Origin of the sequence: Gordonia oleivorans (genome assembly GCF_040044975.1) — a bacterium.
In the GTDB taxonomy this organism is placed as follows: domain Bacteria; phylum Actinomycetota; class Actinomycetes; order Mycobacteriales; family Mycobacteriaceae; genus Gordonia; species Gordonia oleivorans.
The window spans coordinates 292,806-314,022 of sequence record NZ_JBDZDI010000004.1 but is presented as its reverse complement, the minus strand read 5'-3'; the positions used below and the strand labels follow the sequence as shown (position 1 = coordinate 314,022).

25 protein-coding genes are annotated in these 21,217 nt (G+C 66.7%); 10 read left to right on the top strand and 15 right to left on the bottom strand.

Annotation, left to right across the window (positions count from 1 at the left end; translation table 11 throughout):
* Positions 1-11: 11 nt before the first annotated feature.
* A complete protein-coding gene (locus tag ABLE92_RS09695; RefSeq protein WP_348804526.1) occupies positions 12-1,778 on the top strand; it encodes a hypothetical protein in 1,767 nt (588 codons plus the stop codon).
* A gap of 27 nt (positions 1,779-1,805) precedes the next feature.
* Here the strand turns inward: ABLE92_RS09695 and ABLE92_RS09690 are convergent, their stop codons facing one another.
* Both ABLE92_RS09690 and ABLE92_RS09685 read right to left on the bottom strand, forming a co-directional pair.
* Positions 1,806-2,951 (bottom strand): EAL domain-containing protein, encoded by a 1,146-nt coding sequence (locus ABLE92_RS09690; RefSeq protein ID WP_348804525.1) that lies wholly within the window; start codon positions 2,949-2,951, stop codon positions 1,806-1,808.
* On the bottom strand, positions 2,948-3,127 hold the full coding sequence (locus ABLE92_RS09685) for a DUF1059 domain-containing protein (RefSeq protein ID WP_348804524.1): 180 nt from the start codon (positions 3,125-3,127) through the stop codon (positions 2,948-2,950). Before ABLE92_RS09685 ends, ABLE92_RS09690 begins: the two co-directional genes overlap by 4 nt.
* Positions 3,128-3,306: 179 nt before the next feature.
* Here ABLE92_RS09685 and ABLE92_RS09680 point away from each other — a divergent pair, with 179 nt between their 5' ends.
* On the top strand, positions 3,307-4,164 hold the full coding sequence (locus tag ABLE92_RS09680) for an LLM class F420-dependent oxidoreductase (protein WP_348804523.1): 858 nt from the start codon (positions 3,307-3,309) through the stop codon (positions 4,162-4,164).
* On the opposite strand, the gene ABLE92_RS09675 is transcribed toward ABLE92_RS09680, so the two are convergent.
* The 11 genes from ABLE92_RS09675 to ABLE92_RS09625 all read right to left on the bottom strand — a co-directional run bounded on the left by ABLE92_RS09675 (position 4,161) and on the right by ABLE92_RS09625 (position 14,150).
* Positions 4,161-4,556: a phage holin family protein gene (locus ABLE92_RS09675; protein ID WP_348804522.1), complete on the bottom strand. Its 396-nt coding sequence runs from the start codon at positions 4,554-4,556 to the stop codon at positions 4,161-4,163. The two genes, ABLE92_RS09680 and ABLE92_RS09675, sit on opposite strands and share 4 nt — an antisense overlap.
* Before the next feature lie 36 nt (positions 4,557-4,592).
* Positions 4,593-5,435: an MlaE family ABC transporter permease gene (locus tag ABLE92_RS09670; protein WP_496560784.1), complete on the bottom strand. Its 843-nt coding sequence runs from the start codon at positions 5,433-5,435 to the stop codon at positions 4,593-4,595.
* 1 nt (position 5,436) lies between these two features.
* A complete protein-coding gene (locus ABLE92_RS09665) occupies positions 5,437-6,378 on the bottom strand; it encodes a hypothetical protein (protein ID WP_348804521.1) in 942 nt (313 codons plus the stop codon).
* Between the two features lie 57 nt (positions 6,379-6,435).
* Positions 6,436-7,404 carry an MlaD family protein gene (locus ABLE92_RS09660; protein ID WP_348804520.1) on the bottom strand — a complete coding sequence of 323 codons (969 nt, stop codon included), beginning with the start codon at positions 7,402-7,404 and terminating at the stop codon, positions 6,436-6,438.
* Positions 7,401-8,453, bottom strand: coding sequence for an MlaD family protein (locus ABLE92_RS09655; protein ID WP_348804519.1), 1,053 nt, complete (start codon positions 8,451-8,453; stop codon positions 7,401-7,403). Before ABLE92_RS09655 ends, ABLE92_RS09660 begins: the two co-directional genes overlap by 4 nt.
* A complete protein-coding gene (locus ABLE92_RS09650) occupies positions 8,450-9,565 on the bottom strand; it encodes an MlaD family protein (protein WP_348804518.1) in 1,116 nt (371 codons plus the stop codon). The genes ABLE92_RS09655 and ABLE92_RS09650 overlap by 4 nt, the downstream gene beginning before the upstream one ends.
* The gene (locus ABLE92_RS09645) at positions 9,565-10,623 is read right to left on the bottom strand and encodes an MCE family protein (protein WP_348804517.1); all 1,059 of its coding nucleotides are present in this window, start codon (positions 10,621-10,623) and stop codon (positions 9,565-9,567) included. The genes ABLE92_RS09650 and ABLE92_RS09645 overlap by 1 nt, the downstream gene beginning before the upstream one ends.
* Positions 10,611-11,642: an MlaD family protein gene (locus ABLE92_RS09640; RefSeq protein WP_348804516.1), complete on the bottom strand. Its 1,032-nt coding sequence runs from the start codon at positions 11,640-11,642 to the stop codon at positions 10,611-10,613. The genes ABLE92_RS09645 and ABLE92_RS09640 overlap by 13 nt, the downstream gene beginning before the upstream one ends.
* Complete coding sequence (locus ABLE92_RS09635) at positions 11,639-12,739, bottom strand: MlaD family protein (protein ID WP_348804515.1); 1,101 nt, start codon at positions 12,737-12,739, stop codon at positions 11,639-11,641. The genes ABLE92_RS09640 and ABLE92_RS09635 overlap by 4 nt, the downstream gene beginning before the upstream one ends.
* A gap of 8 nt (positions 12,740-12,747) precedes the next feature.
* The gene (locus ABLE92_RS09630; protein WP_348804514.1) at positions 12,748-13,605 is read right to left on the bottom strand and encodes an MlaE family ABC transporter permease; all 858 of its coding nucleotides are present in this window, start codon (positions 13,603-13,605) and stop codon (positions 12,748-12,750) included.
* Between the two features lie 200 nt (positions 13,606-13,805).
* Positions 13,806-14,150, bottom strand: coding sequence for an iron chaperone (locus tag ABLE92_RS09625; RefSeq protein ID WP_348804513.1), 345 nt, complete (start codon positions 14,148-14,150; stop codon positions 13,806-13,808).
* A 223-nt stretch (positions 14,151-14,373) separates the two neighbouring features.
* Here ABLE92_RS09625 and infA point away from each other — a divergent pair, with 223 nt between their 5' ends.
* From infA to truA, 8 genes are all read left to right on the top strand, one after another.
* Entirely contained in the window at positions 14,374-14,595 is a 222-nt protein-coding gene (infA, locus tag ABLE92_RS09620) for a translation initiation factor IF-1 (protein WP_005170487.1), read from the top strand.
* Positions 14,596-14,672: 77 nt separating this feature from the next.
* The gene (gene rpmJ / locus ABLE92_RS09615) at positions 14,673-14,786 is read left to right on the top strand and encodes a 50S ribosomal protein L36 (RefSeq protein WP_005207978.1); all 114 of its coding nucleotides are present in this window, start codon (positions 14,673-14,675) and stop codon (positions 14,784-14,786) included.
* Positions 14,787-15,002: 216 nt separating this feature from the next.
* A complete protein-coding gene (gene rpsM / locus ABLE92_RS09610) occupies positions 15,003-15,371 on the top strand; it encodes a 30S ribosomal protein S13 (protein ID WP_348804512.1) in 369 nt (122 codons plus the stop codon).
* Positions 15,371-15,778: a 30S ribosomal protein S11 gene (gene rpsK / locus ABLE92_RS09605; RefSeq protein ID WP_006338095.1), complete on the top strand. Its 408-nt coding sequence runs from the start codon at positions 15,371-15,373 to the stop codon at positions 15,776-15,778. Before rpsM ends, rpsK begins: the two co-directional genes overlap by 1 nt.
* Positions 15,779-15,802: 24 nt before the next feature.
* The gene (rpsD, locus tag ABLE92_RS09600) at positions 15,803-16,408 is read left to right on the top strand and encodes a 30S ribosomal protein S4 (RefSeq protein WP_348804511.1); all 606 of its coding nucleotides are present in this window, start codon (positions 15,803-15,805) and stop codon (positions 16,406-16,408) included.
* Positions 16,409-16,565: 157 nt separating this feature from the next.
* A complete protein-coding gene (locus ABLE92_RS09595; RefSeq protein WP_348804510.1) occupies positions 16,566-17,618 on the top strand; it encodes a DNA-directed RNA polymerase subunit alpha in 1,053 nt (350 codons plus the stop codon).
* A gap of 62 nt (positions 17,619-17,680) precedes the next feature.
* Complete coding sequence (gene rplQ / locus ABLE92_RS09590; RefSeq protein WP_348804509.1) at positions 17,681-18,271, top strand: 50S ribosomal protein L17; 591 nt, start codon at positions 17,681-17,683, stop codon at positions 18,269-18,271.
* 3 nt (positions 18,272-18,274) lie between these two features.
* Positions 18,275-19,201: a tRNA pseudouridine(38-40) synthase TruA gene (gene truA, locus ABLE92_RS09585; RefSeq protein ID WP_348804583.1), complete on the top strand. Its 927-nt coding sequence runs from the start codon at positions 18,275-18,277 to the stop codon at positions 19,199-19,201.
* 3 nt (positions 19,202-19,204) lie between these two features.
* Here truA and ABLE92_RS09580 read toward each other — a convergent pair whose 3' ends face one another.
* Together ABLE92_RS09580 and ABLE92_RS09575 are read right to left on the bottom strand one after the other, a co-directional pair.
* Entirely contained in the window at positions 19,205-20,872 is a 1,668-nt protein-coding gene (locus ABLE92_RS09580) for an ABC-F family ATP-binding cassette domain-containing protein (protein ID WP_348804508.1), read from the bottom strand.
* Positions 20,869-21,213 carry a hypothetical protein gene (locus ABLE92_RS09575; RefSeq protein WP_348804507.1) on the bottom strand — a complete coding sequence of 115 codons (345 nt, stop codon included), beginning with the start codon at positions 21,211-21,213 and terminating at the stop codon, positions 20,869-20,871. The genes ABLE92_RS09580 and ABLE92_RS09575 overlap by 4 nt, the downstream gene beginning before the upstream one ends.
* Positions 21,214-21,217 lie beyond the last annotated feature (4 nt).

Genomic DNA, 21,217 nt, shown 5'->3' with positions numbered 1-21,217 from the left:
CTGCTGTGGCCATGGGCAAGAAAACACGGCCGGGGAAACGCGGCGGCACCAAGAAGCAACGCCCACGGCACCTGCGTCCGGTGCCGTCCGCGCCGCGGGAGTCCTCGCGGGCGGAGGACCAGCCGCTGATCGCGTCGATCCGAGGAGCGTTGCGGTCCGAGGAACCGCTCGACCTGCTCATCGCCGTCAGTGGCCTCCTCGAGGTCACCGACGCGCGCAGGGACCTGCTGGGTCGCGGCGATGTGGCCGAACAGCGTGAGACCCTGATCGAGTCGTTCCTGGAGATCTCCTTCGCGGAGACGACGGCCGCGCTGATGGTCATTCGCGAGTTCCTGCCCGACGAGGTGCTCGGCGCCCGGATCACCCGGGAACTGGCCTCCCGCCGGCAACCGATGCCGGACTGGCTGCGTCATCTCGGCGACGTCCGGGTGACCTCCGGGGTGTCACTGGTGACCCACGAACTCGGCGACGGCGACGACTACATGTTCACCGTCGCCTTGTCGTCGGGACACGAGATATCGGTGGTGGCATTCCTCGACCACAACATGGGCTCGGCGCTCAAGGACGGCTTCGTGGTGCCCAGCGGGCACGAGGAACTGCTCGACCACATCCGCTCCAGTGCGCCGAGGACGCAGTCCGCGCCCACCATCGAGGCGGTTGACCCGGTCACCGCTCGCGCGATCATCGAGCGTGCCGGCGAGGACGGCAGAAGGGTGTTCCCGCCGCCGGAAAGTGACTCCTGGCCGATGTGCCGGCCGCTGGTGGAATGGCTGGTGCGTCTGCTGCCGCCCGGTGGTGTCGTACCCGAGGCGCGGGAGTGGTCGGCCGAGGACCTCGACGAACTCACCGAGGTCTTCTTCGCCTCCCCGTACGGCCGGGACATCGACACCCCCGAGGCGCGCGACGCGGTCGAGGCGTTCCTGTGGCTCGTCGAGGCCGATCCGCTGCGGTGGAGCCCGGTGGTCGTGGAGATCCTCCTGCTCGACCGCATCCCGCGCAAGGTCCGTTTCGATCCGCAGGAGATGGCGGGCTATCCCGACGTCATGCGCGCCTTCGTGCGATTCGCCCACGCCGAGCAGGAGGTCACCGCCGCCTCGACCGCCGAAACCCTGCGTGCCATCGATGAATACGAGCCGGACTACCTCCGCGAGATCCGCCGCAGCGATCGGCCGTCGAGTGCGGACATGCTGGCACACGCCCTGGGGTCGGCACTGACCGGCGCGGACGAACCGTCGGCGCTCGGTTCGGCCGAGATCGCCCTCTCGCGGCTCGACCGTATGGTCGGCGGCCGGCCGGCGTTGCTGGCACTTGACGATCGGCCGCTGCCCGACGAGGAGTTCGAGACCGCCGGTATCGCCCCCGACATCGTCGACGCCGTCGCGGACATCGGTGCGCTCTGCGACGCCGCGGCCGACGAGTTCTTCGATGTGGAGCACCGAACGGCCATGCGCCGCTTGCTGTCCCGTGTCGCACGAAACGATCCGGCGGTGTTTCGACGCCGGGCATCGGTGGCGAGGTCGGCGGCCTCGGCCGGCTGGATCATCGGCCGGGCCAATCACACGTTGAACGGCGAGTTCGCCACCATGACCGTGGGCGACTTCGTCTCGTGGTTCGGCGTCTCGGGGAGCGTGTCGCAGCGGGCCGGTGCCCTGCTGGCGGCGATCGGTGTCCATCCGGCCGGCTCCGCGGCGATCGAACTCGGCACCGCGGACCTGCTGACCTCGCAGATGCGCCGAGACATCATCGAACGTCGCGATCGGGCGTTGTCGCAGGTGTGACGGCACGCCGCCGTGTCGCCCGCCACGTCATTGCGGTGGGGTGTAGCGCCACGCCAGCGCCTCGACGAGTCGCTCGATCAGAACCATGCCGCGGAGCCGGCCGGATCGATCGCAGCAGGCCAGCGGGTCGAAGCGGGACAGGTGAGGTCGGGTCATCGCCCGGGACACGGCCTGACGCAGGTCGGTGGTCTCCAGCATGCGCAGCACGTCGCGGCGATCGATGCCCGAGCAGCCGGTCCGGACCGCGTACAGGGCGGGCCGGTCGGTCGGGTCGAGCAGGATCACCCCGTGATGGCCCGGATCGTTGCCGAGCCGGGCATCGAGCGCCGCGTCGGTGCTGGCCACCGGCGCGGTCAGGGCGGCCTCGACGAAGTGACCGATCATGTCCGCGGACGGTGGTGGGTATTGGCCCGAGTCGGGGCACACCTGCGCCATCGGACCCATCTCTGCGGCGGGGCGGCCCAACAGGTTTCCCTGCCCGAGAGGCACCCCGAGCTGGATCAGCCGGCGCAGTTCGTCGAGGTTCTCGATCCCCTCGGCGACCAGCCAGGCGTCGGTGCGGCTGGTGAAGTGCCCGAACATCTCCACCAGCGCCCCCTTGGCCTCGTCGGCGTGAATGCCGACGATGAGGGTGCGGTCGAGCTTCACGAAGTCCGGGCGAATGACCAGGATGTGGTGCAGACTCGCGTAGCCGGCTCCGGCGTCGTCTACCGCGACGAACCCACCCGCGGCGCGGATGTCGGCGATCACCCGCAGGACGCCCTGGTAGTCCTCGACCTCGGAATGCTCGGTCAGCTCGAACACCACCCGCGACAGCGGGGCGTCCCGCAGCAGCCGCCCGACCTGCGGGGACACCAGCGCCTCCGGTGAGACATTCACCGACAGAAAGCAATTCGTCGGCAGCCGGGTGCGGGCGGACAGGGCCGCGGCGATCGCTGCCGACTCCAGCTCGATACCGCAACCGATGCGGTCGGCCGCGGCGAATGCCGCGTCGGGAGCGAGGTCGACCGGGCCGGGGAAGCGGCTCAACGCCTCGTATCCGACCACCACCATGCGTCGGATGTCGACCACCGGCTGGAACACCAGCCGCGGTGGGCGGCCGGTGCGGACGAGGGCGTCGACGATGAGTTCGGCGTCGGAGTTCGACGGTGCCCGTTGGTGTTCCGGCGTCACGTCGCCCGATCGGTGATCGCGTTCCTGATCTGTTCACGCGTCGTCGCCGACAGTCCGGTGATCCCGTGATCGGTGGCGGCGTGCTCGGTGACCTCCTCGAGGATGCGTTCCTCGCTGTCCTCCTCGAAACGCGCGTCGCAGTCGGGGACCACGGCTCCGCACCAGAAAACCTTCATGAGATGCCTCTTTCGAATACGTGGACGGGTATTCACATGCTTTCCTGCCGTGCCCCGCCCCGGCATCCGCTGCCCCGATGCTACGCGCGTGCCGCGCTGGACCGGTCCGGTCATGAATCAGGCTGGGCCGATCGCGGTGAGCCGGAATAGTGCACGTACCCCGGGTGTTGGCGCTCAACATGAGCGCCTCATCGACGTCGAAGTCAGAACACATCGAGCGTTTCGGCCGATACGGCATCTGGGGGTGGTTCGGTCAGTTCTCCCCCGAGGAGGCCGCCCAGATCGAACAACTCGGGGTCGGCACGATCTGGCTGGGCGGTTCACCGAAACATCTGAAGCCGATCCGAAAGATCCTCGAGGCCACCGACAACATCACCGTCGCCACCGGCATCGTCAACATCTGGAACACCGACCCGGATGCAATCGCCGGTGAGTTCCATCAACTCGAGCAGGACTTCCCGGGACGTTTCTATCTCGGGATCGGTGCCGGGCATCCGGAGGCCACTGCCGAATACACCTCGCCGTTCCGGGCGGTCGGGCACTATCTCGATGCCCTCGACGGCAAGAAGGTGCCGCCGGAGCGTCGGCTTCTCGCCGCTCTCGGTCCGCGGATGCTACGGATGTCGGCCGAACGGGCGTTGGGAGCGCACCCGTACCTGACCACTCCCGCGCACACCGCTCAGGCCCGCGAGATCCTGGGGGAGGGGGTGCTGCTCGCCCCCGAGCACAAGGTGGTCCTCGACACCGATCCGGTGGCCGCGCGTGCCGTCGGCCGCCCGCCCGTCGACCAGCCGTATCTGCACCTGCGCAACTACACCGCCAACCTCAAGCGGCTCGGGTACACCGACGCCGACATCGACAACGGCGGCAGCGACGCCCTGATCGACGCGCTCGTCGCCCACGGTGACGCCGCGGCGGTCCGCAGCCAGATCGACGAGCACCTCGCCGCGGGCGCCGACCACGTGGCCATTCAGGTGCTCGGTTCGGCCGCACCGGTACCCCAGCTGGCCGCGATCCTGGGTCGACAGGTTCCTTAGTCGACAGGTTCCTTGAGGATCATCGAGATCAACCAGCTCACCACCGAGATCACCAGCGCACCGAAGATCGCGGACCAGAAGAAGCCGTCGACCTCCAGACCCCAGTGCGTGGTGTTGTGGGTGATCCACGAGGTGATCTCCAGCATGAACGCGTTGATCGCGATGTGGATCAGACCCAACGTCAGGATGTAGAGCGGGATCGCCAGGATCTGGACGATGGGCTTCACGAACGCGTTGATGACACCGAAGATCAGTGCCACCAGCACGACGATGCCGAGTTTGAGGCCGAAGCCCGCGTCGGCGGGGTAGACGAAGTCCAGTCCCGGCACGATCAGGGTGGCGATCCACAGGGCGAGGCCGGACAGGGCGCTCTGGATCAGAAAGGCACGCATGGTCAATAGTGTGCCAAACGCTCGTCGTCGTGCATCTCAGCCGATCTGCAGGGGGAAGAACACGGTGTAGATCAGCGTGATGATGAAGTTCACGCCGATGATGCCGACGGTCGAGACCACCACGGTGGCGTTCACGCCGTCGGCGACACCGCGGGGGCCGCCCTTGGCCTCCAGTCCGCGCTGACATCCGATCACCGAGATGATCACCCCGAAAATCGAGGCCTTGATCATGCCCAGCAGCAGATCTCGTTGGGATGCGAACGATCCGAAGGACTGCCAGTAGCTGCCGGGGCCGGCGCCCTGGATGATGACCGCGAGGTAGAACGCGGCGATCACGCCGACCAGGATGATGAACAACGCGAGCAGCGGGGCGACGACCGCCGCGGCGATCACCCGGGGCACCACCAGCCGCTGAATGGGATCGATACCCATGGTGCGCATCGCGTCGATCTCCTCGCGCACCGTGCGGGCACCGAGGTCGGCGGCGATCGCCGACGCCCCGGCGCCGCCGAGGAGCACGCCCGACGCCAGCGGTGCGGCCTGCTGGATGACGGCGAACCCGCTGGCGGCGCCGAGCAGTGACTGCGCGCCCAGCTGGTTGATGATGTTGCCGATCTGGATGGTGACGATGACACCGAACGGGATGGCCATCAGAAAGGCCGGCACGGCGGTGACACTCACCAGATACCACCCCATCACCACGGTCTCCTTGACCTTGAGCTGCCCACGCAGGATGTCCAGCCCGATCTGCAGGATCGTGGTGATCGCCAGCCGGAAGGTGCGGCCCAGGGTGCGCACGGGTCCGAGCGCATTGTCGGAGAAGTTCTGCGCGAACGCCTTCCGTGCGGTCGGTCCCGGTGAGAGGGTCGGTGCGCTCACCTCAGCCCCCGGGAGCCGGGGTCGGAGCGGGCAGCGCGGGTGTGGTGGGAGTCGGGGTGGCACCGGCGCTGGGCTGTGCGGCGCCGGGCTGCGCCTGCTGACCCTGCTGGCCACCGCCGGCCGCGGCGGACCCCAGGTTGCCCGCGATGCTCTGGGTGGGATCGCCGACCTGGGTGATCAGCCAGTTCTGCGAGCGGTCGAGGGTGATGGTGTACACGGCGACGGCGGTACCGCCGGCCGGATTCTGCACCGTGGAGGTGGTCACGTTGACCACCGCATCCACCTTGTACATGTCACCGGCGTGTTCGGTGGTCTTGGCGAGCACCAGCTCGGCGGTGGTCTTCATCCGCAGCGGGGTGATGATCTGTTCCATCGTCTGGCCGACGACGTCGTACTTGCGTTGCAGTTCCGGGCTCACGCCCTTCTTCATCGCGGCGATCCACGGGGTGAGGTCCTGGTAGTCCAGGGTCGCCGCGGCCACCGCGTAGGTGCCGGCGACCTCTTGCGCCTTGGCGCTGTCGGCGGCGGCGGACTTCATGTCGCCGAGCTCGTTTCGTGCCGAGGTGTCGCGGACGATGAACACGATCATCACCGCGGTAGCCGCGATCAGCAGCAGGGTCTGGAAGATCACCAGCGCCGAAACCACCAGCGACTTCGTCGACAGGGTCACCTGCCCGCGCTGCTTGCCCGCCCCGCCCTTCGTCATCACGACCGTGGGCCCGGAGTCGGGCGTCACAGCGTCGGGCGTCGCAGCACCGGCCGTCACGGCGTCGGGCTTCACGGTGTCGGCCTCGACGGTCTGTGCCTCGGCGGCCGTCGCGTCGACGGTCGTGTCCTGCTCGGGTGCCGATGGCTGCGGTGCCGTGGATTCGGCGCCGGTGTTGTCGGTGCCGGTGTTGTCGGTCTCGGTGTTGTCGGTCTCGGTGACCACTCGGTTCGACATGGGGTACTCCACTTCTCGTGCGGGCCGTGGGTGCGGCTCGCGGTACTTCGTCGGTGTTCAGTTGGGTTGGGTGATGACGAGGTTGACGCCGTCGCCGGCGCCGAACAGTTGCAGGGCCTGGGACAGGAACTCGCTCATGTTGATCTGCGGGACGGTGTCGTTGACCGCCGTGGCGATCGGCATCAGGGGGCCCACCGCGTCCATCACATTCGGGATGATCTCGGCCAGATACGGATTGAGCTTCTGGAAGAACGGGTACAGCGATTGGGTCATCGCGCCGTAGAGGTTGCCGCGGTTCACCAGCTCGCCCGTCGCGTCCAGCGCGCCGAGGAAGTGCACGACGATGTCGCGCAGGCCGCCGGAGAACTGGGGCAGCGTGGTGATGATCCAGCCCAGGTCGGCGGTGTAGATCTGCGTGTTGGAGAACATCTTTCGCAGCTGGGGCGACTTCGAGATGAGCAGACTGGCGACCAGTTTGGTGCCGTCACTGATCTGGTTGAGTGAGTCCCCAGTACCGTCGAGTGCCTCGGACACGGTCTTGAGGATTCCGGCCATCGGATCGGCGGCGACCACCGACGACATCGTCGAGATCTGTTGGAAGATACCCGGAATGGATTGTGGTTCCACGATTTTCTGTGCCGACACCTGCGCCCCGTCGGGCAGGGTGGGGCCACCCGCGGTTCCCGGGGTGATGTTGAGGTACGGCTCACCGAGCGCCGATTGCAGACCGATGGTGACCACCGAATCGGCGGGAATCGCATTGGCCGCGTTGTACCGCAACTCCAGTTTCGCGCCGGTGGTCTGGATCTCGACGTTGCTGACCTGGCCGATCCGCCCGCCGCTGACGAACACCCCGGTGCCGGTCAGCACCAGGTTGGTGTCGGCGACCTCGAGATAGGCGACCCGGGTCTTCTCCAACGGGTTCCAGTGATAGGCCTGCGTGGCCAGATAGGTTCCGCAGGCACCGATGACGACGACGAAGGCGACGATGTTGAGCAGCAGCTCGCGTGTGGTCTCTCGGCTCATTGCACCATTCCCAACATGCGGAACACCCGGACCATCTGCTGTGACAGATCGCGGTCGGACACATCGTTGGCGATGGTCAGGGAACGGATGTTGAGTCCGGGCGCATTCTTGAAGTACGGCAGGAGTTTGTCGTTGATGACGTCGGCGAGCAGTTCGGCATTGGAGATCTGATTGTCCGGCCATCCCGGGATCAGGATCGGTTTGACGACGGTCTCGATCAGCCGGGTCACCCCCGACAGAACCGGGACCAGCGGCATCGCCGGGCCGAGGGCCTCGGACAGCCGCGCGAGGATGACCACCATGTAGGTGGTGTCGCTGACCGCGCGGAACTGGTCGACACCCGCCTGACTCAACGTGAACTCCAGCGTCCCGGTCATGGTCTTGAGCTGTTCGGTGACCGCGGCGACATTGGTGAGGATGGTGTCGAGGGCCGAGGTGTTCTGCGCCCACGTGTCGAGGGTGTCGGTGAGCACCCCCTCGATGTCGCGGACCTGCTGCGGATCGGCCGGGAACTGCTTGTTGAGCGTGGCGAAGGTGTTGCCGAGCTGGGGCAGGCTGCCGCTGCCTAGGAAGTTCGCCAGGCTCGACATCAGCTGTTCCACCTGAACGGGTTGGGCGACCTGCGCCAGCCCCAGCGTCCCGCCGGCCGGCAGGGCATCGGCGGTCGGGTTGGACGGATTGGTGATCGACACGTAGGTGTCGCCGAGCAGGGTGTCCTGTTTGAGTTCGAGGCGGGCGGTTCCCGACACCACGACGTCGTTGTCGATCCGCATGCGTACCAACGTCTTACCGCCGCCGGGTTCGATGCGTTGCACCGAGCCGGAGTCGATGCCGTTGACGACCACCTTGGCCGACAGCGGCAGGTTCACCGCGGTCGGCACCTCGGCGGTCACCTCCCGGCCGTCGCGCAGCGATTGGGGAGTGGGCAGTTTCTCCGGGGAGAAGTTGGCGTAGGCCGAACACCCGGTGAGCAAGGACGCCGCGAGCAGCATCGCCATCAGCGACAGGAGCGTGGTGCGGCGGTGGCCGCGGGTGGTGGCGGCGATCATCGCGCGGCCCCGGTCAGGGTCAGTGCGAGCGTCAGTGCGTCGATCTGCATTCCGGCCGGATCGGTCACCGTGCACTGGCCGGGCGCGAGTCGATTGATGTTGGCGCAGGTCAGCTCCGGGTTGTTGGCCGGGATGCGGGTGGTCGGCGGGGTATAACGAATCCGCAGTCCGAGCGAGCTCTGATCGAAGGAGATGTCGAAGGCCCGGATGAAGACGGGGACGATCCCCAGGATGTCACCGAAGTTCCGCATGCCGGCACCGACGAGACGCGCGATCGGTACCACCACGTCGACGGCGGGCCAGATGAAGTGGCTGTAGTGGTCGATGACGTTCGTCAGCACGTTCAGGGTGTCGGGGAGCGCGGCGATGATGCGGGTGACACTGCCGACGGTCGGCAGGATCAGCGGTTGCACCACCCCGGAGATCTCGGTGATGAAACCCTCCAGGAAGGTCCAGTTGGTCGCGAGGCCGGTCGACATCGCCGAGACGCTGTCGATGATCTGTGCGCTGTCGGCCAGTGCGCCGGCCATCGGGGTGTGGGCCGGTTCGGCGAGCTGCCGGATGATCGTGTTGAGCAGCGGCCCGGTTCCGTCGAGTTCCTTGTTCAGGTTCGACACGCTCGACAGCACCTGCTTGAGCTGTTCGGGACCGCCGGCGGTGGTCAGCTGCGTGGCCACATTCGACAGGCTCTCCAGCGAGTCGGAGATGGACGCCGGGGTGTTGGTGTCGGCCAGCTGGATGCACTGGCCGGGCTGCAAAGCGGGACCGCCGTGATCGTCGCCGATGAGCGCGAGCTGGCGGACCGCGATCACCGACGGTGCGACGGTGGCCGCCTTGACCTCGGCGGGGATCCGCTGATCGGAGTTGGCGGTGAAGGTGACCTGGGCGTGGCCGTGGGAGGTGTCGACCGCGGTGATCTTGCCGACCTCCACGCCGCGGCGCGTCACCTGATTGCCGACGAACAGGCCGATGGCGTCGTTGAACTGGGCACAGTACTGCGGGTTGCGGGTGTCGGAGGTGGCGTAGGTGAACGCCCCGGCCAACGCCGCGATGACCACGATCACCGTGGTGCCGGTGATCAGCCACTTGGAACCGAGAACCTTGGTCAGCATCAGCAGCTCACCCCCGGCATCGGCACGCAGAAGTCCGACGACAGGACCAGTCCGGATTGATCGATGTTGATGGTGCCGTCCGGTGCGACCATGCCCTCGAGTCGCTTGATGAGGTCGCGGGCCTGCTCGATCATCGGCGTGTACCGCTGCAGCGCCGGGCCGAAATCCCTTCCGATGGCGTCGATCTGGGCGACGAGCGGCGAGATGTCGGTCTTGTAGAGCAACGCCACTGGGCGCACCCTTTCCAGGATCAGGGCCAGATGATCGAGGACCACGTTCAGCCGGGGCCCGAACACGGCGTACTCGGAGACGAAGGAACTCAGGTTGCGGGCGAGCTGCGTGATGACGTCGCCGTTGGCGTTGATCTTGTCGGCGTAGTCGGCGGCCAGGCGCAGCATCGAACCGAATTGGTCTTGTCGCGCTTGGAGATTGGTCAGCATCGAGTGGGCGATCTCGAGGTTCTCACGGAGCGCGCCCGGGTTGTCCTCGAGTGCCGTGCCGATCTGGGCGACGCTTTGCCGCAGAGGATCGGCGTTGATCTCATCGAGTTTGGGCTGCATCGTCTGGAACGTCTGCATCAGGCTGTAGGGCACACTCGTGCGATCCACCGGGATCGTCGCGTCGCCGAGAGCGTCGGTGCCCGAGGTGGTGAGGTCGATGAAACTGCCGCCGACGATGGTGAGCATCTTGACGTCGGCGTAGGTCTCGTCGCCGAGGAAGGTGCCCCAGCGGATCGCCATCTCGACGTCGACGTGGTCGCCGGCGAGGGTCACCTTCTTCACACTGCCGACCGGCACACCGGCGACGCGCACGCTGTCGCCGCTGTGGATCTGGCCGGCCTCGGTGAACTGGGCCACCACCCGGTAGTGGCCGGGGGTGTACACGTAGATCCCGACCGCGATGAGCATGCTGACCAGCGTCACCGCGACGGCGGCGACACCCCAGCGGACCTGCATTCTGCGATCGTGCTGCGCGGTCCGCGGTCGGGGATTGACGAAGGAGTCGACGAGGGCGTTGCCCCATTGCCAGGGGCGCCGGATGAGGGTCAGCGCTTGCACAAGGTCACCTGACTCTCCCGGATGAACAGCGCGACGTCGGTCGGCAGCGCGGCGCGGCCGCGCGAGCACGTGAGCGTCGTCTGCTGGGCGCCGGCCGGGGGGATCACCGAGTTGATGGCGTTGAGGACGGCGGGGGACAGGGCGAGCAGGTTGAGCGCGGCCTGTCCGAGCGGCTTGAGCTGCCCGACGAAGAATTCCGCGTCGGGGGTGCGGTTGGGTTGCAGGCCGAGCGCGGCGAGCAGGTAATCGGCCTGGATGAGCAGGTTGCCGGTGTTGTCGGCGAGGCCGCGCAGCTGTGGGGTCCACTGCGCGAGGACGGTGCCGAATCGTGAGACGTAGTCGATGATCGGGGTGATGTACTGCGACCGTCCCTGCACCGACCCGGACAGCCCGGCGAGGTTGTCGACGAGGGTGTTGATGATCTTGTCGCGGTCGTCGGCGAACCGGACGACGGTGGTCAACGAGCTGACGAAGTCGGAGAAGCCGCTGCCGTCACCTTCGAGGAGGGCCAGCAGGCTCTCGGCGAAGTGATTGATGTCGTTGGTGTTCATGGTCGCGAACACCGGCGCGAGACCGTGGAAGACCTTGGTCACGTCGAAGGACGGGATGGTGGCCTGCGCCGGGATGACGGTGTCGGCGCCGGGCACCGGGGCGTCGGGATGGGCGTCCTGCTGGATGTCGATGTAGCGGATTCCGGTCAGGTTGAGGTACCGGATGGCCAGCTTGCTGTTCTGGTAGAGGCGCTGTGAGGTGTCGAGCTGGAAGCGGACGCGGGCGACGCTCGAACCGCTCTGCGTGTCGTGATGCACCGACATGTCGGTCACCTTGCCGACGCGGGCGCCCAGGATGCGAACGTCGTTGCCGACCTTGAGCCCGGCGGCGCTGGTGAAATCCGCGGTGTAGGTGCCGGTGTCGGCGGCGACCGGCCGGTCGATGGCGTTGTTGATGAACAGACCGCCGCCGAGGCAGAACAGTCCGAACACGATGAGGTACACCAGCGCGTGGGAGAACTTGGTCATCGATGTCCTCCCTGCGTCGGCGTCGTGGGGGCGGGCGTTGCCGGGGTGCGCGGCGTCGGGGTGGGGATGGACGGTGCGCGCAGGGCGGCGTTGAGTCCGGGCGCCGATGCGAGCACCGCGTTGACCGTCAGCACGGGTCCGTTCGGGCCGTCCGGCAGTGCGCGGCGCAGCTTCTCGATCAGCGTGGCGATCTGGATGCCGTTGGTCCGCGAGTCGGGGAAGGTGTCCTGGATGCGGGCCACCAGCGCGGTGAGCACCGGCATCAGCGGGGCGGTCTGTCCGAGCTCCGGCATGCTGAGGAGCTTGGTGATCTCATCCATCGCCGGGCCCGCGGTGAAGGCGAGACCGTTCTGCGAGCGTTCCAGGTAGCCGGGATCGCGCGGTGCGTCCCACTCCATGATCTGCGGGATCACCGGCAGCAGGTCCCCGACGGCCCCGCGCACCTGGGTGATGAGCTGGGTGAACTGCGGCAGGGTCTGACGCGGTGACACGACCTGGGTCTCGACGATGTCCCCGGCGATCTGACCGGCGGCGCCGAGGATGGGCAGCAGGCCCTGCGTGGCCTGCGAGGCGATGGCGAGGATGTCGCTCATGTACGGGTCGAAGGCCTCGTTCTGCAGATCGCTGAGGTTGCGCAGCAGGGTGGTGAGGGTGGCGTCGGTGGGCGTGGGCGGCCGGAACGCGGATCCGTCGCGCAGGGGTTGCCCGCCGGGCTGACTCTGCAGGACGACCGCGGAGATACCGAACAGGTTCTTCGGGGCGTAGCTGACCTGCGCGGTGTCGGTGAGGACGTCGAGGCGGCCGCCGGCGCGGTCGGGGTCGAGGTCGAGGACCACGGCGTAGGTGTTGGCGGAGACGACCTTCACCTGCTCGACGAGGCCGACCTCGGAGCCGTTGAGGACCACCGAGGTGCCCGTGTCGATGCCACCGGCGACGGTCGTGGTCACCATCGTGACGCGGACGTTGTCCTCGGGCCAGCTCCGTACGGCCACGGAGATGAGGATGCCGGCGAGTACGGCGACGGCGAGGAAGCCGAGGGCGCGGTTGCGGTAGGCCGACCTGCTCGCCGACATTCCCGGGATGCGGAATTCGCTCATCTCTCGCCTCAGCCCCGGAACACGAACGGCGAGTTGACGCCCCAGAAGGCGATGGTCAGGGCGAGATCGAGGATCATGATGGCGACCAGGCTGGCGCGGACCGCACGGCCGGACGCCACACCCACGCCCTCGGGCCCACCGCGCGCGAAAAAGCCCTTGTAGCAGTGGATCAGGGTGATCGCGACGACGAAGGTCACGCACTTGACGGTCGCCGCGAGCAGGTCGGGGAAGTTCACGAACTGATCGAAGTAGTGGGCGTAGGCGCCGGCGGAGCCGTTCTGGTAGACGACGACGAGGGCGCTGCTGAGGTAACTGGCGACCAGTGCCACCAGGAAGGTGGGGATGGTGGTGATGATGCCGGCGATCACGCGGGTGGTGACCACGAAGGACATCGCGTGGACACCGATGACCTCGAGGGCGTCGATCTCCTCGCTGATGCGCATCGAGCCGATCTCGGCGGTCATCCGGCAGCCGGCCTGGATCGCGAAGGCCACGGCGGCGAGGATCGGTGCGAACTCCCGGGTGATGGCGAACGACGAGACCGCTCCGGTGACCGCGCCGAGTCCGATCAGATCCAGCGTGCTGACCGCGATGATCGCGACCGTCGCCCCGGCGGCGATGCCGAGGGCGGCCATCACCAGTGCGGTGCCGCCGCCGACGATGACCGCACCGCGACCCCATGCGAGGTCGGTGACCATGCGGATGGTCTGGCGGGGATACCGGATCGGCGTGAGAGGGGCGTAGCGAATGGTGAGCCACACGAAGGTCAGGAACTGGCCGAGGTAGGCCAGGCCGGAGTCGGTGGAGTCGCGGACCCCGCGAATCCACCGGGCCCCCGGGCGCTCATATGTTGACGGAATTCCCACCGACCCCGACGACCTACCTTCCTGCGCATCGGTGCGAAATGAACACCGGTGCCCCCCGACGAGACTGCTCTCAGGAATCGTCTCCGCGTACCTGGTAGAAAATTTTATATCACATGTTCAACCTCGTGTGTGCCCCGTCTCATGCGGCGGGACTGACATGCGAGTCTCAGCGAGGAATCGATCCGGTTCGGTGATCCGGTTCAGTGATCGATCTGGTCGCGACGCGCGAGGACGAGGGCGGTGATCGCCTCGTCGCCGAGACGATGGTCGGCGGTGAACCGCACCGTCCCCTTGGAATGGTCGTGATCGGCCAGTGCCGGTTCCGCGGCGAGCACCGCGTCCTGGCTGAAGGGGTAGACACCGAAGTGCTTCTTCGCGCGCATCACCGACAGCAGGGGTTTGCCACGGTAGGTCAGCGCCGGCATGCCATACCCGGTGCCCTGCTCGGCGTCGGGGACGAGGCCACGCGCGATTGCATAGATTCGCTCGATCTCGTCGCGGTCGGCAGCGTCGAGACCGTCGAGGTAGTCGTCGATCGATCCCATGCCGACTCTCCTCGCAGGGCGGCCGATGGCGACGGTTTGGACTGTTCCCGCAGTTCGCGTAACATAGAACGTCGGGTGTGCGCCGCACGCCGTCCTCGCCGTGTCGGCTGACGCGGCGGCTCGGCAGATGTTGTCCACACCCTAACGGATAAACACGGTTTCAACCGGGCTTCTCGCCCGCGGTCACGCAGATCGCGGGACCGGAGCCAGGATCGCGGAGGACATGGCGAAAAAAGACGGGGCCATCGAGGTCGAGGGACGAGTCATCGAACCCCTGCCCAATGCGATGTTTCGTATTGAGCTGGAGAACGGTCACAAGGTTCTCGCCCACATCAGCGGCAAGATGCGGCAGCACTACATCCGCATCCTGCCCGAGGACCGGGTCGTCGTGGAACTCTCGCCCTATGACCTCGGTCGTGGGCGCATCGTTTATCGGTACAAGTAGGACTTCCTTCCCCGAACACGGGTGAGGACGGCACGGGTGCGGCTTCGTCGTGCCCGGACATTCAAGGAGAAGCGGACGTGAAGGTTCAGCCGAGCGTCAAGCCGATCTGCGAGAAGTGCAAGGTGATCCGCCGTAACGGGCGGGTCATGGTGATCTGCGAGAACCTGCGTCACAAGCAGCGTCAGGGCTGATCACTCGCAACCCTCCGGGTCGCTTGAGAAATCACCACAACTGAATACGAAGACCAGAGCTGAACAAAGACTTGTGAAGCCCTCCTGGCACCAGCACCGACATACGGGTCGGCGCCCACCTCCGGTTCAGAGGCCGGAGCCCCGCGGCATTTCGCAGTAGAAGAGACGGGGACGGACCAGGAGCAGACCTCTGAGAAGTAAAGGAAATCACGCCACATGGCACGTGTTGCTGGTGTGGATCTCCCCCGCGAGAAGCGGCTGGAGATCGCACTGACCTACATCTACGGAGTTGGGCGTACCACCTCCAAGGAGATCCTCGACGCCACCGGCCTCTCGGCCGACCTGCGCGCCAAGGACCTCACCGACGCAGACGTCGCAAAGCTGCGCGAGTACATCGAAGCCTCGGTGAAGGTCGAGGGTGACCTGCGCCGCGAGGTGCAGGCCGATATCCGTCGCAAGATCGAGATCGGCTGCTACCAGGGTCTGCGCCACCGTCGTGGCCTGCCCGTCCGTGGACAGCGCACCAAGACCAATGCCCGCACTCGTAAGGGCCCGAAGAAGACCATCGCCGGGAAGAAGAAGTAATGCCTCCGAAGTCACGTAGCGCAGGCCCGAAGAAGGGCGCACGCCGTCGCGATAAGAAGAACGTCCCGCACGGCAACGCACACATCAAGTCGACGTTCAACAACACCATCGTTTCGATCACCGACCCCAACGGCAACGTCATCAGCTGGGCGTCGTCGGGTCACGTCGGATTCAAGGGCTCGCGCAAGAGCACCCCGTTCGCGGCTCAGCTCGCGGCGGAGAACGCTGCGCGCAAGGCCGCCGAGCACGGCGTGAAGAAGGTCGATGTGTTCGTCAAGGGACCGGGCTCGGGTCGTGAGACCGCCATCCGTTCCCTGCAGGCCGCCGGCCTCGAGGTCGGCACCATTTCCGATGTCACCCCGCAGCCGCACAACGGTTGCCGTCCGCCCAAGCGGCGTCGGGTCTAGCGGGAAAGGAAGAGGTAAAGAAAAATGGCTCGTTATACCGGCCCCGCAACAAAGAAGTCCCGTCGTCTGCGCGTCGACCTCATCGGAGGCGACCAGGCGTTCGAGCGTCGCCCCTACCCGCCCGGCCAGCACGGTCGCGCGCGGATCAAGGAGAGCGAATACCTGCTGCAGCTGCAGGAGAAGCAGAAGGCCCGCTTCACCTACGGCGTGCTCGAGAAGCAGTTCCGTCGCTACTACGAGGAAGCCAACCGCCGCACCGGCAAGACCGGTGACGAGCTGCTGAAGCTCCTCGAGTCGCGTCTGGACAACGTCGTCTACCGTGCCGGCATCGCCCGCACCCGTCGTCAGGCCCGCCAGATGGTCAGCCACGGCCACTTCACCGTCAACGGTGTCAAGGTGGACGTGCCCAGCTACCGGGTGAGCCAGTACGACATCATCGACGTCCGCCCGAAGTCGCTGGCCACCACTCCGTTCCAGATCGCCAAGGAGCTCGTCGGCGATCGTCCGGTCCCGGGTTGGCTGCAGGTGGTTCCGTCGACGCTGCGCATCCTCGTGCACAACGTGCCCGAGCGCGCCCAGATCGACGTTCCGCTGCAGGAACAGCTCATCGTCGAGTTCTACAGCAAGTAAACGCACGGGGGCCCAAGCCCCCGTGTACCCCCGAAAAGCCCGCGTGGTTGCGTTGGGTGATCGGGGGACTTGGGAACTTAAGAATCCAAGCAGCACAAGCTGTTCGGTCAACCTTCTACGAAGTCATATAGCGGGCTTCACAAGGAGAAATCCAAGAATGCTCATCTCACAGCGACCCACTCTGACCGAGGAGATCATCGCCGAGGATCGGTCGAAGTTCGTCATCGAGCCGCTCGAACCCGGCTTCGGTTACACCTTGGGCAACTCGCTGCGTCGTACCCTGCTCAGCTCAATCCCGGGTGCTGCCATCACCAGCATCCGCATCGACGGTGTGCTCCACGAGTTCACCACCGTGCCCGGCGTGAAGGAAGACGTCACCGACATCATCCTGAACCTCAAGGGCCTCGTGGTCAGCTCCGAAGAGGACGAGCCGGTCACCATGTACGTGCGTAAGCAGGGGCCGGGTACCGTCACCGGCGCCGACATCGTGCCGCCGGCCGGTGTCACCGTGCACAACCCCGATCTGCACATCGCCACCCTGAACGACAAGGGCAAGCTCGAGATCGAGCTCGTCGTCGAGCGGGGCCGCGGCTACGTCCCGGCCGTGCAGAACAAGGCGTCGGGTGCCGAGATCGGCCGGATTCCGGTCGACTCGATCTACTCGCCGGTGCTCAAGGTCACCTACAAGGTCGAGGCCACCCGTGTCGAGCAGCGCACCGACTTCGATCGGCTCGTGCTCGATGTGGAGACCAAGAATTCGATCAGTGCGCGTGACGCGCTGGCGTCGGCGGGCAAGACCCTGGTGGAGCTGTTCGGGCTCGCCCGGGAACTGAACGTCGAGGCCGAGGGCATCGAGATCGGGCCCAGCCCGGCCGAGGCCGATCACATCGCGTCGTTCAGCCTGCCGATCGAGGATCTCGATCTCACGGTGCGGTCCTACAACTGCCTCAAGCGCGAGGGTGTGCACACCGTCGGCGAGCTGGTGGCCCGGACCGAGTCGGATCTGCTCGACATCCGCAACTTCGGGCAGAAGTCGATCGACGAGGTGAAGGTCAAGCTGCACGCACTGGGACTGGCCCTCAAGGACAGCCCGGCGAGCTTTGACCCGTCGCAGGTGGCCGGTTACGACCCGGCGACCGGAACGTGGTCGGACGACGTGTCGTTCGACAGCGACTCCGGTGAGGATTTCGCAGAGACCGAGCAGCTGTAAGGCTGTCGCCAACCCCTGACCTCTCCGTCTCGTGATGGGGAAGTCCCTTCTAGGAGAAGACAATGCCCAAGCCCACCAAGGGTGCCCGCCTCGGCGGGTCGGCGAGCCACCAGAAGGCGATCCTGGCGAACCTCGCCACCTCGCTCTTCGAGCACGGCCGCATCACCACCACTGAGGCCAAGGCCAAGCGCCTGCGCCCGTACGCGGAGAAGATCATCACCCACGCCAAGGCCGGCAAGCTGGCCAACCGTCGTGAGGTGTTGAAGGTCATCCGCGACAAGGACATCGTGCATGTCCTGTTCGACGAGATCGGCCCGAGCTTCGCCGATCGCAACGGCGGTTACACCCGCATCATCAAGACGCTGCCGCGCAAGGGCGACAATGCCCCGATGGCCGTGATCGAGCTGGTGACCGGTGAGACCGTGGCCACCGAGGCCAACCGCGCGAACCGCGTGGCCGCCTCGAAGAAGGCCGCTCCGGCTGCCGAGGCCGAGAACGTCGTCGAGGCCGTTGAGGCCGACGCGTCCGACTCCGCTGTCGAGAACGCCGAGGCCGTGGCCGAGGCCGTCGACGACGAGTCGACCGCTGCGACCGCAGTCGAGGCCGCCGACGAAGGTGCCGATGTCGACGGTGACGCCGAAGACAAGAAGTAGTCGCTGAGCGACAACGCAACGACACGACCCGCCGTCACCGATTCCGGTGACGGCGGGTTCTGTCGTCTCCGACTCGACATCGGTTATGACGGAACTGATTTCGCCGGCTGGGCCCGGCAGGTCGGGCAACGCACTGTATGCGAGGTGCTCGAGGACCGGCTCTCGACGGTGCTGCGGGTACCGGTGCGTCTGACCGTGGCCGGGCGCACCGACGCCGGTGTGCATGCCACCGGGCAGGTCTGCCACGCCGACGTGCCCGAGTCCGCGTTGGACACGCGATCGATCGCCGGTGATCCGTCGAGCCTGGTGGGGCGTCTGGCGAAGATGTTGCCCGATGATGTACGCATCAAGGCGGTCTCGAAGGTGAGTGGGGATTTCGATGCCCGATTCTCGGCACTACGCCGGCATTACCGGTACCGGCTCACCGATACGCGGTGGGGTGCCGAACCCGTCGTCGCCCGGACCACCGCCACCTGGCGACAACCCCTTGACGTCGACGCGATGAACGCGGCGTCGCAGACATTGGTGGGGCTCAATGACTTTGCCGCATTCTGTCGGCGCCGTGAGGGTGCGACGACGATCCGTGACCTGCAACGCTTTTCGTGGGAGCGCGACGACCTCGGCGTCCTCGTCGGTCAGGTGAGCGCGGATGCGTTCTGCTGGTCGATGGTGCGGTCGCTGGTGGGCGCCGTCGCTTCGGTCGGTGATGGTCGGCGTGACATCGACTGGTGCCGCGCACTCTTGACCGAGCGCGAACGCAGCCCGAAGGTACCCGTCGCGCAGGCCCGCGGGCTGTGCCTGGTCGGCGTCGACTATCCCGCCGACGATGAACTGGCGCAACGTAATGCGGTTACGCGGGATGTGCGGTCGGAGTCGTCTCGCGGGATCTCCGGCGACGTGGCGGCCGGTGATGGCTGCTGCGGCGGCTGAGTCTCACCAGGTTTCGGTCACCTGTCCCGCGTCGACATCCCAGCTCCTGTTGAGCCGCACGTGCTCGAGCATCCGCCGATCATGAGTGACCAACAGCAGTGCGCCGTCATAGGATTCGAGCGCCTGCTCGAGTTGTTCGATGGCCGGCAGGTCGAGGTGATTGGTCGGTTCGTCGAGGACCAGCACGTTGGTGCCCCGGGCCTGCAGCAGCGCCAGTCCCGCACGGGTACGTTCGCCGGGGGAGAGGTCGTCGACGGGTCGCGTGACGTGGTCGGCGCGCAGCCCGAATTTGGCCAGGAGGGTGCGGATGTCGGCGGTGGTCCAGTCCGGTAGCAACTCCTCGAACCGATCGGTCACGGCCAGTGTGCCCGCGACGAGGGCGCGCGCCTGATCGATCTCGCCGATCGCGATCGAGGTTCCGAGCGCGGCGCTGCCCTCGTCGGGTTCGATCCGGCCGAGCAGCAGCCGCAGCAGCGTTGTCTTACCTGCGCCATTCGGGCCGGTGATCCCGATCCGGTCGCCGGCATCGACCTGCAGCGACACCGGTCCGAGGGTGAAATCCCCTTGTCGCACAACGGCGTTGTTGAGAGTGGCGACGACCGAACTCGCCCGGGGTGCGGTGCCGATGGTGAATTCGAGGACCCATTCCTTGCGGGGCTCGGCGACCTCGTCGAGACGTGCGATACGGCTCTCCATCTGCCGGACCTTCTGGGCCTGCTTCTCGCTCGATTCGGTGGCGGCCTTGCGGCGGATCTTGTCGTCGTCGGGGGCCTTCCGGATCGCATTGCGCACGCCCTGACTGGACCACTCGCGCTGGGTACGTGCCCGCGACTCGAGATCGGCCTTCTTACGTGCGAATTCGTCGTACTCCGCACGCGCGTGTGCCCGTGCGATTGCGCGTTCTTCGAGGTAACTCTCGTATCCACCGCCGTAGATGGCGGTCGTGTGTTGTGCCAGATCGAGTTCCAGGACGCGGGTGACGCTGCGGGACAGGAACTCTCGATCGTGACTGACGAGCACGACGCCGCCGCGCATGGAGGTGATCACGGACTCCAATCGGGCCAGCCCGTCGAGATCGAGATCGTTGGTCGGCTCGTCGAGCAGTGCGATGTCGAATCGCGAGCAGAGCAGCGCGGCCAGCCCGACCCGGGCCGCCTGCCCACCGGACAGCGCCGTCATCGGCGTCGCCTCCGGGTTCACCGTGTCGACGCCGAGGCCGAGGTCGGAGAGCACCGCGGGTAGGCGCTCGTCGAGATCGGCGGCGCCGGTGACCAGCCAATGATCCAGTGCGGCAGCGTAGGTCGCCGCCGGATCGGTGACGCCGTCGGCCGGTGACGGCTCGGCGAGCGCGGCTGCCGCGGCATCCATCGCGACGGTGGCACGAGTGCATCCGGTGCGGCGCGCGACGTACTCGCCGACGGTCTCACCGGCGACTCGCTCATGTTCCTGGGGAAGCCAGCCCACGAAGGCGTCGGCGGGCGCGAGCGACACCGAACCCTCCAGCGGGGCGAGGTCGCCGGCCAGAATGCGCAGCAGGGTGGTCTTGCCGGCGCCGTTGGCCCCGACCACACCGATGACATCGCCCGGTGCGACGGTGAGGTCGAGGTGATCGAAGAGTGTGCGGTGCCCGTGGCCGCCGGCGATCCCGGTCGCGACCAGTGTTGCCGTCATCGGTCGGTGCCGGTGCCGGTGCCGGTGTGGGTGTCGGTGAGGTAGGCGACGATCATGTCCCCGAGCATCTTTCGTTGACGGTCGCGTTGATCGGTGGCCGCGAGATCGCGGGCGAACAGGGTCTTCCAGCTGTAGCGGTCGTCGACCCGGAAGAAGCAGAAGCTGTTGATGGCCAGGTGGACGTCGAGGGCGACGTCGTCGGTGCGGAAGATATCGAGGACCGCGCGGTAGAGCCCGTCCTTGTCGCCGTAGTATCGGCGAACTCCTTGGTGGCGACCTTGACGATGTTGGCTCTGGTGCGTTCGGCGTCGCAGCGTCGGGCTGAGGGAGCGGTCACACATGAAC

Coding starts and splice junctions, on each gene's coding strand:
- ABLE92_RS09695 (WP_348804526.1), top strand. CDS start 12: ATGGGCAAGAAAACACGGCCGGGGAAACGCGGCGGCACCAAGAAGCAA.
- ABLE92_RS09685 (WP_348804524.1), bottom strand. CDS start 3,127: ATGAAGGTTTTCTGGTGCGGAGCCGTGGTCCCCGACTGCGACGCGCGT.
- ABLE92_RS09680 (WP_348804523.1), top strand. CDS start 3,307: ATGAGCGCCTCATCGACGTCGAAGTCAGAACACATCGAGCGTTTCGGC.
- ABLE92_RS09675 (WP_348804522.1), bottom strand. CDS start 4,556: ATGCGTGCCTTTCTGATCCAGAGCGCCCTGTCCGGCCTCGCCCTGTGG.
- ABLE92_RS09665 (WP_348804521.1), bottom strand. CDS start 6,378: ATGTCGAACCGAGTGGTCACCGAGACCGACAACACCGAGACCGACAAC.
- ABLE92_RS09660 (WP_348804520.1), bottom strand. CDS start 7,404: ATGAGCCGAGAGACCACACGCGAGCTGCTGCTCAACATCGTCGCCTTC.
- ABLE92_RS09655 (WP_348804519.1), bottom strand. CDS start 8,453: ATGATCGCCGCCACCACCCGCGGCCACCGCCGCACCACGCTCCTGTCG.
- ABLE92_RS09650 (WP_348804518.1), bottom strand. CDS start 9,565: ATGCTGACCAAGGTTCTCGGTTCCAAGTGGCTGATCACCGGCACCACG.
- ABLE92_RS09640 (WP_348804516.1), bottom strand. CDS start 11,642: ATGACCAAGTTCTCCCACGCGCTGGTGTACCTCATCGTGTTCGGACTG.
- ABLE92_RS09635 (WP_348804515.1), bottom strand. CDS start 12,739: ATGAGCGAATTCCGCATCCCGGGAATGTCGGCGAGCAGGTCGGCCTAC.
- ABLE92_RS09625 (WP_348804513.1), bottom strand. CDS start 14,150: ATGGGATCGATCGACGACTACCTCGACGGTCTCGACGCTGCCGACCGC.
- infA (WP_005170487.1), top strand. CDS start 14,374: ATGGCGAAAAAAGACGGGGCCATCGAGGTCGAGGGACGAGTCATCGAA.
- rpsM (WP_348804512.1), top strand. CDS start 15,003: ATGGCACGTGTTGCTGGTGTGGATCTCCCCCGCGAGAAGCGGCTGGAG.
- rpsK (WP_006338095.1), top strand. CDS start 15,371: ATGCCTCCGAAGTCACGTAGCGCAGGCCCGAAGAAGGGCGCACGCCGT.
- rpsD (WP_348804511.1), top strand. CDS start 15,803: ATGGCTCGTTATACCGGCCCCGCAACAAAGAAGTCCCGTCGTCTGCGC.
- ABLE92_RS09595 (WP_348804510.1), top strand. CDS start 16,566: ATGCTCATCTCACAGCGACCCACTCTGACCGAGGAGATCATCGCCGAG.
- rplQ (WP_348804509.1), top strand. CDS start 17,681: ATGCCCAAGCCCACCAAGGGTGCCCGCCTCGGCGGGTCGGCGAGCCAC.
- ABLE92_RS09580 (WP_348804508.1), bottom strand. CDS start 20,872: ATGACGGCAACACTGGTCGCGACCGGGATCGCCGGCGGCCACGGGCAC.
- ABLE92_RS09575 (WP_348804507.1), bottom strand. CDS start 21,213: ATGTGTGACCGCTCCCTCAGCCCGACGCTGCGACGCCGAACGCACCAG.